The organism is Allobosea sp. AAP35, from assembly GCF_001295925.1.
Classification (GTDB): domain Bacteria; phylum Pseudomonadota; class Alphaproteobacteria; order Rhizobiales; family Beijerinckiaceae; genus Allobosea.
Genome location: NZ_LJHQ01000048.1, coordinates 21,802 through 34,360, shown reverse-complemented (window position 1 = coordinate 34,360; position 12,559 = coordinate 21,802). Strand labels below are relative to the sequence as shown.

General features: G+C 67.7%; 12 protein-coding genes. 5 read left to right on the top strand and 7 right to left on the bottom strand.

All coding sequences use genetic code 11. The features are described from left to right. Positions 1-7: 7 nt before the first annotated feature. Positions 8-439, bottom strand: a complete 432-nt coding sequence (gene msrB, locus IP69_RS16065; RefSeq protein ID WP_248306865.1) for a peptide-methionine (R)-S-oxide reductase MsrB — start codon at positions 437-439, stop codon at positions 8-10. A 235-nt stretch (positions 440-674) separates the two neighbouring features. On the opposite strand from msrB, the gene IP69_RS16060 reads away from it, so the two are divergent. Both IP69_RS16060 and IP69_RS16055 read left to right on the top strand, forming a co-directional pair. Next, the gene (locus IP69_RS16060; protein WP_248306862.1) at positions 675-1,943 is read left to right on the top strand and encodes a DUF3419 family protein; all 1,269 of its coding nucleotides are present in this window, start codon (positions 675-677) and stop codon (positions 1,941-1,943) included. A gap of 44 nt (positions 1,944-1,987) precedes the next feature. Beyond that, positions 1,988-2,605: a class I SAM-dependent methyltransferase gene (locus IP69_RS16055; protein ID WP_082359391.1), complete on the top strand. Its 618-nt coding sequence runs from the start codon at positions 1,988-1,990 to the stop codon at positions 2,603-2,605. A 6-nt stretch (positions 2,606-2,611) separates the two neighbouring features. Here IP69_RS16055 and IP69_RS16050 read toward each other — a convergent pair whose 3' ends face one another. Further along, positions 2,612-2,893, bottom strand: a complete 282-nt coding sequence (locus IP69_RS16050; protein WP_054143846.1) for a DUF427 domain-containing protein — start codon at positions 2,891-2,893, stop codon at positions 2,612-2,614. A gap of 109 nt (positions 2,894-3,002) precedes the next feature. On the opposite strand from IP69_RS16050, the gene IP69_RS16045 reads away from it, so the two are divergent. Beyond that, the gene (locus IP69_RS16045) at positions 3,003-3,797 is read left to right on the top strand and encodes an ion channel (protein WP_054143845.1); all 795 of its coding nucleotides are present in this window, start codon (positions 3,003-3,005) and stop codon (positions 3,795-3,797) included. Positions 3,798-3,812: 15 nt separating this feature from the next. Here the strand turns inward: IP69_RS16045 and IP69_RS16040 are convergent, their stop codons facing one another. Continuing rightward, a complete protein-coding gene (locus IP69_RS16040; protein WP_054143887.1) occupies positions 3,813-4,316 on the bottom strand; it encodes a thioesterase family protein in 504 nt (167 codons plus the stop codon). A 287-nt stretch (positions 4,317-4,603) separates the two neighbouring features. On the opposite strand from IP69_RS16040, the gene IP69_RS16035 reads away from it, so the two are divergent. Then, positions 4,604-6,043 (top strand): FAD-linked oxidase C-terminal domain-containing protein, encoded by a 1,440-nt coding sequence (locus IP69_RS16035; RefSeq protein ID WP_054143844.1) that lies wholly within the window; start codon positions 4,604-4,606, stop codon positions 6,041-6,043. Between the two features lie 118 nt (positions 6,044-6,161). Continuing rightward, complete coding sequence (locus IP69_RS16030) at positions 6,162-9,782, top strand: AsmA family protein (protein WP_054143843.1); 3,621 nt, start codon at positions 6,162-6,164, stop codon at positions 9,780-9,782. Positions 9,783-9,994: 212 nt separating this feature from the next. On the opposite strand, the gene IP69_RS16025 is transcribed toward IP69_RS16030, so the two are convergent. Genes IP69_RS16025 through IP69_RS16010 form a run of 4 tightly spaced genes read right to left on the bottom strand, consistent with a single transcriptional unit; the run spans position 9,995 to position 12,531 of the window. Continuing rightward, on the bottom strand, positions 9,995-10,219 hold the full coding sequence (locus tag IP69_RS16025) for a ribbon-helix-helix domain-containing protein (RefSeq protein ID WP_054143842.1): 225 nt from the start codon (positions 10,217-10,219) through the stop codon (positions 9,995-9,997). Then, positions 10,216-10,413, bottom strand: coding sequence for a DUF4169 family protein (locus IP69_RS16020; RefSeq protein ID WP_054143841.1), 198 nt, complete (start codon positions 10,411-10,413; stop codon positions 10,216-10,218). The genes IP69_RS16025 and IP69_RS16020 overlap by 4 nt, the downstream gene beginning before the upstream one ends. 15 nt (positions 10,414-10,428) lie before the next feature. Beyond that, the gene (fumC, locus tag IP69_RS16015; RefSeq protein WP_054143840.1) at positions 10,429-11,823 is read right to left on the bottom strand and encodes a class II fumarate hydratase; all 1,395 of its coding nucleotides are present in this window, start codon (positions 11,821-11,823) and stop codon (positions 10,429-10,431) included. 54 nt (positions 11,824-11,877) lie between these two features. After that, complete coding sequence (locus IP69_RS16010) at positions 11,878-12,531, bottom strand: ClpXP protease specificity-enhancing factor SspB (RefSeq protein WP_054143839.1); 654 nt, start codon at positions 12,529-12,531, stop codon at positions 11,878-11,880. Positions 12,532-12,559: the final 28 nt, after the last annotated feature.

Sequence of the window (12,559 nt, the reverse complement as noted above, 5' to 3'; positions counted from 1 at the left end):
GGGTGCCTCAGTCCTCCGCCGGAGCGAAGTCCATCGCGACGCCGTTGATGCAGTAGCGCAGGCCAGTGGGCGGCGGGCCGTCGGGGAAGACATGGCCGAGATGGCCGCCGCAATTGGCGCAGTGGACTTCGGTGCGGACCATGCCGAACTTGCGGTCCTCGGTGACGCCGACAGCGCCCTCCAGCGGCTCGTTGAAGCTCGGCCAGCCGGTGCCGCTCTCGAACTTCGTGCCGTTGCGGAACAGCGCCTGGCCGCAGCCGACGCAGGAGAAGGTGCCGGCCCGCTTCTCGAAATTCAGCGCGCAGGAGCCGGGCCGTTCGGTGCCGTGGCCGCGCAGCACGCGGTACTGTTCCGGGGTCAGCTTCGCACGCCACTCGGCGTCGGTCAGTTCGAAGGGGAAGGTCTCCTTGGGTGCCTCGGCGCCGCCGAACATGCTCATCAGTCCCATCGTCGTCTCCTCCGCGCCAAAATGTCTGTACTGCTCTATCGCGCTGATATGGGGAGTGTGAGGGCCGATTTCAGCCGCCGACCCGTCGCTGGTGTTCACAATCCGGTGGCCGCTTCTTGTCGACAAGACCCGGCAACGACATCTCGGATCGCGAAGGTGAGGCGTCACCCAACCGTCACGCGACTCCTCTAGTCGGCTCGCCATTCCCACGGCGCGCGAGGATCAGGTGACGCAGACAGCACGCACGGTTCGGCGCACGACCAGCATGGGGCTGACCAGCGCAGTCCATCGCAGCAAGCCCCTGTCCAAGGCGGGTGTGCTGGAGCGGATGTTCACCCTGGCCTTTTCCGGCCTGGTCTATCCGCAGATCTGGGAAGATCCGGTCGTCGATATGGAGGCGCTGCGCCTTCAGCCAGACGACCATGTCGTGGCGATCGCGTCCGGCTCCTGCAACGTCTTGTCCTATCTGACCGCCGATCCGGCCAAGATCAGCGCGATCGATCTCAACGGGGCGCATATCGCCCTGGGCAAGCTGAAGCTCGCCGCTCTGGCGCGGATGACCCACCATGACGATTTCCTGCGTTTTTTCGGGCAGGCCCAGTCACCGGCCAATGTCGCCTTCTACGAGCGCGAGATCGCTCCGCATCTCGATGCGACCTCGCGCAGCTATTGGGAGGGCCGGGGGCTGAACGGGCGGCGCCGGATCGGCATGTTCGCCCGCAATGTCTACCGCTTCGGGCTGCTCGGGCGCTTCATCGGAACCGGGCATCTGCTCGGCCGGGCGCTCGGCTGCGATCCGCGCAAGATGCTGGAGGCGCGCGACCTCGCCGAACAGCGCGTCCTGTTCGAGCGGCATGTCGCGCCGGTCTTCGACAAGCCCTTCGTGCGCTGGTTGATCCGCCAGCCGGCCTCGCTTTACGGGCTCGGCATCCCCCCGGCGCAATACAAGGCGCTCGCCGCCGACGGCTCGGACGGCATCCGTGGCGCGCTCCATGACCGGATGGAGCGGCTCGCCTGCGGCTTCGACCTCAAGACGAATTATTTCGCGCGGCAGGCTTTCGGTCGCGGCTATGAGCAGAGCCCCGACGCGGCGCTGCCGCCCTATCTGCAGCGCGAGAATTTCGAGCGCGTCAAGGCGCGCGCAGGCCGGGTGTCCTATCACCAGAGCGCCATCACGGCCTTCCTCGAGGCCCAGCCGGCCAAGAGCTGCGATGCCTATGTGCTGCTCGATGCGCAGGACTGGATGAACGATGCCGATCTGACGGCGCTGTGGTCGCAGATCACCCGCACAGCCAAGCCCGGCGCACGGGTGATCTTCCGCACCGCGGCCGATGAGCGCCTGCTGCCCGGCCGCGTGCCGGCCGCGATCCTCGACCAGTGGCGCTATGAGGAGGCGACCAGCCGCGAGCTCTGCGCGCGCGACCGCTCCTCGATTTATGGGGGCTTTCATCTCTATATGCTGCCCGGCACCGAGCGCCTGGAGGCCGCGGCGTGAGCGCGGCTCCGCGCAGGGACGGCGCGGCGTCGCTGATGGATGCGATGTACCGCCATCAGCGCCATGTCTACGATGCCAGCCGGAAGTTCTACCTGCTCGGGCGCGATCGGCTGATCGCCGAACTCGCACCGCCGCCTGGCGGGACGATCCTGGAGATCGGCTGCGGCACCGGCCGCAACCTGATCAAGATCGCGCAGGCCTATCCGGGCCGGCCCTGTTTCGGGCTTGACGTGTCTTCCGCCATGCTGGCGACCGCGCGTAAGTCGGTGGCGCGGGCGGGGCTGTCGGACCGCATCGTGCTCAGACAGGCGGATGCGACCGCTTTCGACCCACAGGCCTTGTTCGGGCAGGCCGGTTTCGACCGGATCGTGATTTCCTATGCGCTGTCGATGATCCCGCCCTGGCGCGGCGTGATCGAGGAGGCGGCCCGGCGGTTGTCACCTGGCGGCGAGCTGCACATCGTCGATTTCGGCGACCAGCGGGATCTGCCGGCGCCGTTCCGGGCCGTGCTCAACCGCTGGCTTGCGCTGTTTCACGTCACGCCGCGCGGCGACCTCGAAGCCGTGGTCGAAGCTGTCGCGCAGGCTTCCGGGGCGACCGCCGCGACGCAGGCGCTGCATCGCGGTTACGCCACGCATGCGACGTTGCGCCGCGCCACCTGACACGCTTCAGGCGACTTTGACACCCTTCCAGAAGGCGATCCGACCCTTGATCTCGGCGGCGGCGGATTTCGGTTCCGCATAATACCAGGCCGCGTCACGGTTCTCTTTGCCGTCGACGACGAGGGAATGGTAGTTGGCAGTACCCTTCCACCCGCAAACGGTGGTCGTGGCGCTGGGCCGCAACAGCTCCGGCTTGACCGCATCGGCCGGGAAGTAGTGGTTGCCCTCGACGATAACGGTATCGTTGGATTCGGCGACGACCATGTCGTTCCAGATCGCTTTGACCATGATGCTCTCCTGAGCCTGGGTTGGACACCCGCGACAGCGGGGACATCGCATTGAACGCACCGGCGACCGTGCTGGACGCTACGCCGGATGCCATGCTAGCGCCGATGGCATGAACGCACAGGCCGACATCCCGCCGCAGGGCCCATCCGGGCGCTTTCGCAACCGCCTGCGCCAGCTCTATCACGGTCGTTCCCCCGCCGCGCTGCGCTTCCAGATGGCGACCGCGATCGTCGATATCGTGATCATCGTCTTTTTCATCGTCACGCCGCTGATCCGCGATCGGCCGTCCTTCCTATGGATCGACTATTCGATCGCCGCGATCCTGGCAGTCGAGATCCTGGCGCGGTTCCTCGCCGCCTCGGATGTCGTGCGACTGCTGCGGCAGCCGACGATGCTGCTCGATCTGTTCATCCTGGCGACGCTGCTTGTGCCGGAGTCGCTCGATAATTTCGGCTTCCTGCGCATCCTCAGGCTTTGGTCCCTGTCGAACCGCGGCGCGATCTGGATGCAGCTGCGCCGGTCGAACCTGCGCGAATGGGAGGATGCCGCACGTGCGGTGATCAACCTCACGACCTTCCTCTTCGTGGTGACCGGCTTCATCTACACCTTCTTCTTCGCCGGCCGGCCCGGGATCGAAGGCTATGTCGATGCCTTCTATTTCACGGTCACGACGATGACGACGACCGGCTTCGGCGACATCACCTTGCCCGGGGTCTCCGGCAAGCTGACCTCGATCGTGGTGATGATCGTCGGCATCTCGCTGTTCGTGCGGCTGGCTCAGGCGGTGTTTCGGCCCAACAAGGTGACGTTTCCCTGCCCGCAATGCGGGCTGCAGCGTCACGAGCCCGATGCCGTACACTGCAAGGCCTGCGGCATCATGCTGTGCATCCCCGATCCGGACTGAAGGGCGCGGGCGCCGTTAGTGCCGGGTCTCGGGCTCGCGCTCGCCGGTCATGCCTTCGACGGTGATCGCCGTCTTCTCGGGCATGCCGATGATCCGGCCGATCGTCGCCGGAAGCGCCATCATGCTGTGGGCCGCCTTCATCAGCGCGACGCTGGCGAGAATGTCGGGCGGGAAGGGGCAGACCTTGCGGTTGGTGAGATCGACATGCAGCGACATGTTCTCGCTGGTGGCGGCGAGCCAGCCCTCGGTGGCATGCCGCATCTCGAGATAATAATGCAGCCGCTTGTCGTCGAAGGCGATCAGCTGGGCCGTGACCCGGACCTGGTCGCTCTCGGTCAGTTCGCGCTTGTAGAGGATGTGGCATTCGGCCGCGAAGGTCGAGGCGTGACGCGTGTCGACATAGTCCTGGTTGAGGCCGACCAGCGAAAACACCTCGTCGGCCGCGCGGTCGAACAGGACGTGATAATAGGCCATGTTGAGATGGCCATTATGGTCGATCCATTGCGGCTCGACCCGCATCGTCGAGGACACGAAGGGCGCGAAGAACAGAACGGGGTTGCGGCTTTCGTCTTTGATCGTCACCTGCCGTCCTCGAACCTCTTCCGATCGCGGCTGTAACCCGCGAGCCATGCGTGGCGACGGACCCGAGCCCGCGTGTCTGCGCCTGCCCGTTGCCTGCCGCGACGGTCTATCCTACTGCCTCTTCGCCGGCCGTCAGACAGTGTCATGTCGGCAGACCCCGATCCGGATCGCGAATTCGCGATGTCGAACCGTTCAAGTGTAAACGCCAGAGTCGGATGTTGACAATGAATTTGCCCGCCACTGCCCTGCATGAGGCTCCCGTGTCCGCAGCCGTGCTGCCGCCCTCGCCGGGCGCGATCGCCGCCGTCACGCAGGCGCTGGCGGCCGCGTTCGGCAACCGGCTGGTGACGAGCCTGGCGGTGCGCCAGCAGCACGGCCATACCCTGACCTGGATCCCCAACCAGGCGCCCGATGCGGTGGTGTTCCCGCAGAGCACGCAGGAGGTCTCGCAGATCGTTGCGCTGTGCGCGCAGCATGGCGTGCCGGTGATCGCGTTCGGGACCGGCACCTCGCTGGAAGGGCATGTGAACGCCCCCTTCGGCGGAGTCTGCATCGATTTAAGCCAGATGAAGGGCATCCTCGCGGTCCATGCCGAGGATCTCGACTGCGTCGTCGAGGCCGGCGTCACACGCAAGGAGCTCAACGAGCATCTGCGCGATCAGGGCCTGATGTTCCCGATCGATCCCGGTGCGGATGCCTCGATCGGCGGCATGGCGGCGACGCGGGCCTCGGGCACCAATGCCGTGCGCTACGGCACGATGAAGGACAATGTCCTGGCGCTAACGGCCGTGATGGCCGATGGCGCGATCGTGAAGACCTCGACGCGGGCCCGCAAGACCTCGGCCGGCTACGATCTGACCCGCCTCCTCATCGGCTCGGAAGGGACGCTGGGCATCATCACCGAGATCACGCTGAAGCTGCATGGCATCCCCGAGGCGATCTCGGCGGGGATCTGCCCCTTCCCCTCAGTGAAGGCGGCCTGCGATGCGACCATCATCACCATCCAGTCCGGCCTGCCGGTGGCGCGCATCGAGCTGCTCGACGAGGTGATGATCCGCGGCGTCAACCTCCACTCCAAACTTGGCCTGCCCGAGACCGTGATGCTCTTCGTCGAGTTCCACGGCACGGAAGCCGGGGTGAAGGAACAGTCCGAGCGTTTCGGCGAGATCGCGGCCGAGTATGGCGGCGGGCCGTTCGAATGGGCGACCAAGGCGGAGGATCGCAGCAAGCTGTGGCAGGCGCGGCATGATGCGTATTGGGCGGCGCGGGCGCTGCGGCCCGGCGTCGATTCGGTGGCGACCGACGTCTGCGTGCCAATCTCGCAGCTGGCGGATTGCGTCGAGGAGACCAAGCGCGACATCGAGGCGAGCGGGCTGATTGCACCGATCGCGGGACATGTCGGCGACGGGAATTTCCACACGCAGCCGCTGGTCGATCTGAACGATCCCGAAGAGGTCGCCCGCGCCGAGGCCTTCATCGAGCGGCTGGTCAAGCGGGCGCTGGCCATGGGCGGCACCTGCACGGGCGAGCACGGCGTCGGCCAGAAGAAGATCAAATATCTCGAGGCCGAGCATGGCGCGCCTGCGATGGTGGTGATGCGCCAGCTCAAGCGCGCGCTTGACCCGCAGAACATCCTCAACCCGGGCAAGATTTTCGTGCTCTGAGGTCGCATTCCGCATCGGAGCCCGGCGAAATCTGCGGCACGTTCCGAAAATGTCGTGATCTTGCCGCGACTTGCCTGCATGATCGCGGCTTCCCGAGCGACGAGGATCGTACTGGACGTTGCGTGAGACCCTGACAGTTCTGGCCGGCCTTTTGGTGCTGGCGCTTCTGACGGCCCTGATCGGGCCGGGCTTTGTCGACTGGCGCAGCTACCGGCCCCAGTTCGAAGCCCGACTGGCGGGCGCGCTCGGCGTCGAGACCAATATCGGCGGCGGCATCGGGCTGCGCCTGCTGCCGTCGCCGCGGCTGACGCTGCAGGATGTGCGCTTCGGATCGGGCGAGGGCGCCAGCACGGCGGCGGTCGAGCTTTTGACGGTCGAGCTGGCGCTGTCGGCGCTGGCGCGCGGCGAGTTCCGCATCGCCGAGGCGCGAGCGGAAGGCGCCGCCCTCTCGGTTCTCGTCGACGAGACGGGTGCGATTCGGTTGCCGGCGCGCACGGGCACCGGCCTGCCGACGCAGACCAGCCTCGACCGCCTTTCCATCAGCCGCTCGTTTTTGACCTGGCATGAGGCCGGCCGCGAACCCGTGACGATCGCGCCGATCGCCGCGGAGATCTCCGCCGTCAGCCTGGCGGGACCTTGGCGCATCGAAGGCGAGGCGGCGGGGTCGTCGCTGAGGGTCACCACCGGTGCCATCGAGCCCGATGGACGCCTGCGGGCCAAGGCCTTCATCACCGGCGAAGACCTCCAGTTCAGCTTCGACGGTCACTTCCTCTTGCCAGGGGGGAACGCCGCCGCTGCGCCGGGGCTGGACGGGTCCTTCACGCTGTCGCCGGGCGGGGCCTTGGCTTTGGCCGGAAAAGTCAGTGGCGGCAGCCGACAGCTCGATCTCGCGGGGCTGACGCTCGATCTCGCCGGAGGGGCGGCCCGGCTCGAAGGCGAGGGGCAGTTTCTGCCAGGGGCAGGCACGGGCTCGCTGGCGCTGCGGGCGCGCCGGCTTGACGCCGATGCTCTGACCGGCGCGCTTTCGGAGCGAGCTGGCTTCGAGCGGGCCCTGCAAGGGCTGCCGGGGCAGTTTGATTTCTCGCTCGACCTGGACCAGGTGATCTGGCGCGGGGAAGACCTCTCCGCTTTCGGCCTCCGCGGCCGCCTCGACGGGAACGGCCTCGCCAACGCCACGGCTTCGCTGCGGTTCGCCGGCGCCTTGCTCGGCGCGTCCGGCGCTATCGACGCGCAGGGGGCGGCCGGCCAGCTCAATCTCAAGGCGGAGGATGCGCGGCGCATCGGGCTCGTGCTGGGGCGCGCGGGCCTCGACCCGGCCCTGGCCGAACTCATCGCGGGCCTTGGGCAGATCGATGCCGAGCTCATCGGCGGCTGGGACGGCGGGCGCATCGCGCTGCAGCGCCTGATGATGACCGGTTCCTCCGGCGTCCGGCTGGAGATGTCGGGCGATCTGACGGCGCAGCGGCTCGTCGCCAAGGCTTCGCTGCATGGCTTCGATCTCAACACCCTGCCGCCGGGCGAGAGCTTTGCCGGGCTGCTCGGTTCGCGCGATCTCGCGCTCGATCTGAATTTAAGCGAGGCCCGCTTCCGCAACGCGCCGCCGGGTTCGGCCAGCCTCGACCTGCGGCGCGAAGGCGCGATCTGGCGGCTCAGCCGGCTCTCCATCGCTGGGTTCGGCGGCGTCAGCGCCACAGGCTCGGGCGCGCTGCTGGCCGAGGGCGGCGAAATTGCCGGCCGCATCCGCGCGCCGCGCTTCGAGACGGTGGCCGCGCTTGCCGGGCCGCTCCTCCCCGATGCGGCACGCCAGGTCCTGACACGCGTCGGCGACAGCCTGTCGCGGCTCGATGCCGGTTTTCGCCTGACGCGGGCCCCGTCGGGCGAGACGGCGCTGTCGATCGACGGCTCGGCCCAGGCCGGGCGCCTGTCGCTGGCGGGCCAGCTGGATGGAGCCGGTGTCTGGACGGGGACTGCCCTGCGCTTTGCGCTGGGAGATCGGCGCCAGGTTTTTCAGGCGCTGGGCCTGCCTGCGCCGCGCCATGGCGGGGCCGGCGATCTTGTGATCGAGCAGGGGCCGGGCCGGCTGGTGGGAACACTGGCGGGGCCGGGCCTTTCGGTCGTGATGGAGCATGAGGGTGCGGCGCCGCCACGGCTGACGGTCCAGGCCGACGGGATCGGCCAGATCCTGCCCGAGGGCGCGTCACGGCTTCTGCCCGACGGACTGGTGGATGCCCATGCACGGGTGGGCTTCGCGCCCGAGACCGTCACGCTCGACGCCCTCGTGGTCAATCTCGGCGGTGCCGCCGCGAGCGGCGCAGTTGCTTTCTCGCGGGAGGGCGGGCTGACCGGGCGTCTGGCCGTGCCCAGCGCCGATCTGCGCGGCCTCCTCGGCGCGGCGCTGGGGGCGGGGCCGGCCGGAGCCTCGACCTGGTCAACGACGCGCTTTGGTCCAGCGGCCGGCCTGCCGGATTTTCAACTTGCGATCGAAGCCGGTGCCTTGACCGCAGGGGACGGCATCACGCTGCGCGATGCGCGCTTCGGTTTGCGCTCGGACCAGGATGGGCTGCGGCTCGACGATCTCAGCGCAAGCTTCGGCGGCGGGCGTGTCGGAGGCCGCTTGGCGACGCGGCGTGAGGGCGGGCTTGCCCAGCTATCGGGGCGTCTCGACCTCGACGCCGTCGATCTCGCGCCGCTCACAGGCGGCGCGATCGGCGGTAAGGTCTCCGGCCGGTTCGAGGCCGGCGGTTCGGGCGAGAGCCCGGCCCGGCTGATCGCCGGGCTCGGCGGCGCGGGGAGCCTGAGCTTCGCCGAGGCGCGGCTGAGCCGCTTCGACCCTGCCGCCTATGCGCGCGTCATCGCCGCGACCGGCGAGGATGCGTCGGAGAGCGATGCCGCGCGGCTGCAGGAACGGTTGAACCAGGCGCTCGACCGCGATTCGTTCGCGCTCGGCAACGTCACAGTGCCCTTCACGCTGGCGGGCGGGTTGATCCGGCTGCAGCCGCTGAGCTTTGAACGCGCCGGCCTGCGCACGGAGGCCAGTGGCATTGTCGATCTGCGCGCGTTGACGCTTGATCTGCGGCTCGGGCTGAAGCCGCTGGGCGCTTTGCCGAAGGGCTGGCCGGCGGATGCGCCCCAGGTCGGTGTCGCCTGGCGCGGACCGCTTCTGGCGCCGCGCCGCGAGACGGATGTGAACGCCTTGTCGAACATGGTGGCGGCCCGGGCGCTGGCTCGTGAGATCGAGCGTGTCGAGGCCTTCGAGGCCGACGCGCGCGAACGTGCCGCCCATGCACGCCGGCTGCGGGCCGAGCGGGAGATGCGTGAGAACGAGCGCAAGCTTGGCGAATTCCTCAAGGCGGAAGAAGAACGCAAGCTCGCCGAAGCGAAACGGGCCGAGGAGGAGCAGCGGATCGAGGACGCGCGACGTGCGGCCGAAGAGGCGCGACGCGCGGCAGAAGAACGCCGGGCCGAGGAGATCCGCCGCGTCGAGCAGGCGCGGATGGAGCAGGAAATGCGCCGCCGCCTCGAGGCGGAAGAGCGGGCCGAGCGTGCGCGTGCGGCTGCAGAACGGGCCGCGGCCGAGCGCGCGGCGACGCAGATCCCGCAGCCCGGTCCGTTGGTCCTGCCGAGCGCCCCGCGGGCGAATTTCCCCGATGCCGTCCTGCAGCAAGCCCCGCCGCTGGCGCCGCCCATCGACATCGAGTCCGTGCCGCGCCCATTGTCGCGGGGTGGGCAACTCAACTGACGAGCGTCTTGCCAAATTGATTCAGGTGGTTGCGGGCGTGATTCAGGTCGTTGGGTTAAGCGCCTGGTCTGGAAGTCTTTTCGCTGGTTTCGAGAGAGCGTCATCCCGGGCTCCATCATGGGGGCGCGACGGAGCTCTATGATGGATCCCGGATTTGCGTCGTTTCGCGTTCGCGGCTTGTCCAGGGGCGGTCCGAGATAACAGCGCAAGCGCTACGCTTCTTCCGCCAGTCGCTTGTAATGCGCCAGCACATGCAGCCGCAGCGCCGAGGAGAGGTTCACGCCGTCCCGCCCCGAATCGATCGTCGCAATCAGCGTCGCCACGGTAAGCCCGCGTATCGCGGCGATCTCCTTCAGCCCTTCCCAGAAGGGCTCTTCCAACGAGACGCTGGTGCGGTGACCGGCGATGGTGAGCGAGCGCTTGCGCTCGGCACTCACGGATTGGACTCGTCGTCTGCACCCGGCAGGCGGTGCCCTTCGAGCGCGCGCTCAGCCTTGCTTTGCTCGGCCTGCGTCAAGCTGCGTTCGGCCTTTGTGCGGCCAAAAGCGATCCGGTTCTGCTGCGCCTGTTTTTCGGCATCCTGCCTGACGCGCTGCTTGCGGGCGCGGCGGAGATTGACGATCTCGGCCATGGGCTTCGCTTCCGCTCAGGCGGGGCCGAGCATCAGCTCGGGCCTGACGGTGGCGTCGAACAGGTCGCCATCGACACCGGCGCGCAGAGCCTCTTCGCGAAGCGTCGTGCCATTGTGATGGGCCGCCTTGGCGATGGACGAGGCCTTGTCATAGCCGATCGCCGGTGCCAGAGCGGTCACCAGCATCAGCGAACGCGACAGCAGGTCCTTGAGCTGGCTCTCATTGGCTACGATCCCCTCGACGCAGTTGGTGCGGAAACTCCCGGCCGCATCGGCCAGCAGCCGGACCGACTGCAGGAAGGCAGCCGCGATCACCGGCTTGAAGACGTTGAGCTCGAAATGGCCCTGGGACGCGGCAAAGCCGATCGTGGTCTGGTTGCCGAGCACCTGCGTGGCGACCATGGTCAGGGCCTCTGCCTGGGTCGGATTGACCTTGCCGGGCATGATCGAGGAACCGGGTTCGTTTTCGGGCAGGCTGATTTCGCCGAGCCCGGAGCGTGGGCCCGAGCCCATCAGCCGGATATCGTTGGCGATCTTGAAGAGATCGGCGGCGAGCGCGGCGAGCGCGCCGTGCGCCGCGGCCAGCGCGCCATGGCTCGCCAGCGCCTCGAACTTGTTTTCCGCGGAGCGGAAGGGCAGGCCGGTCAGCGCTGTCACCTCCTTGGCGAAGAGGACCGCGAAATCCGGATGGGTGTTGAGCCCGGTGCCGACGGCGGTGCCGCCCTGCGCCAGCGCGTATAGCCCGCCAAGCGAGGCCTCGATCCGGCTGATGCCGAGATGGAGCTGCATCGCATAGCCGGAGAATTCCTGGCCGAGCGTGACCGGGGTGGCGTCCTGCAGATGGGTGCGGCCGATCTTGACCAGGCCCCGGAAGGTTTCGGCCTTGTCCGAGAGCGCTTTTTCCAGGCCGCGCAGCGCCGGCAGCAGCAGGCGCGAGACCTCCAGCGCGGCGGAGATGTGCATGGCCGTGGGAAAGCAGTCGTTCGAAGACTGGCCGCGATTGACGTGATCATTGGGGTGAACCGGGCTTTTGGCGCCGAGGCCTGTGCCGAGGATCTCGTTGGCGCGGTTGGCCAGCACCTCGTTGGCGTTCATGTTCGACTGCGTTCCAGAACCGGTCTGCCAGATCACCAGCGGAAAATGCCCGTCGAATTTGCCCGACAGAACCTCGTCTGCCGCCTGCCCGATGGCCCCGGCGACACGCTGGTCGATCAGGCCGAGCCTCGCATTGACGTGGGCGGCAGATTTCTTGACCAGGACGAGCGCATGGATCAACGGCAGCGGCATACGCTCGCGCTCGCCGCCGATCTTGAAATTCTCCAACGAACGCTGCGTCTGCGCACCCCAATAGCGGTCCGCCGGCACGGCGATCGGGCCGAAGGAGTCGGTTTCGGTGCGGATGTCGGACATGGCTGGCTCAGCTGGTTCGGGGGGGATACGCCGACACAGGTGCCGCAGCGCCCGTCAGGTCTTCTTGCGGAAGGCATCGAGGCTGACGACCTGGGCGCCGCCTTCTTCGCTGCCTGCGGCGTTCGGTTCCGGCGAGCCGGCGTCGCCGCCGGGTTGCGATTTTGCAACCTTGGTGCCCTTGCCTGACGACGCCGCGTCACGATCCACCTTGCCCTTGAGCGCGGGCAGGCCGGCCGGCTGGGCCTTGACCGGCAGCGCGATGGGGGCAGGGGAGGCCTCGCTCGGCTCCGAGCCCGCCCCGCGCGGTTTGGGGCCTGCCGTCTGGTCATTGGCCGAGCTGTTGTCCGCCGCCTCCTGCGTTTCGAATTTCAGCCCGAACTGGACCGACGGATCGAAGAAGGTGGTGATCGCGTCAAACGGGACCAGGAGACGTTCGGGAACGCCGGAAAACGACAGTCCGACCTCGAAAGCGTGCTCGCCGACGCTCAGGTCCCAGAATTGATGCTGGAGCACGATCGTCATCTCTTCCGGGTGCTTGTCGCGCAACCGCTGGGAGACGCGAACGCCAGGCGCCGTGGTGCGAAAGGTGACATAGAAATGATGGTCGCCCGGAAGGCCGTCGCGCCCCGCCTCGGTGAGAATCTTGCGTACGACCCCCTTGAGTGCGTCCTGCACCATCAGATCGTAGCGAAGAACATCCTTTGACATCAGGTCGTGGCTTCCGCTTCCAGTATCG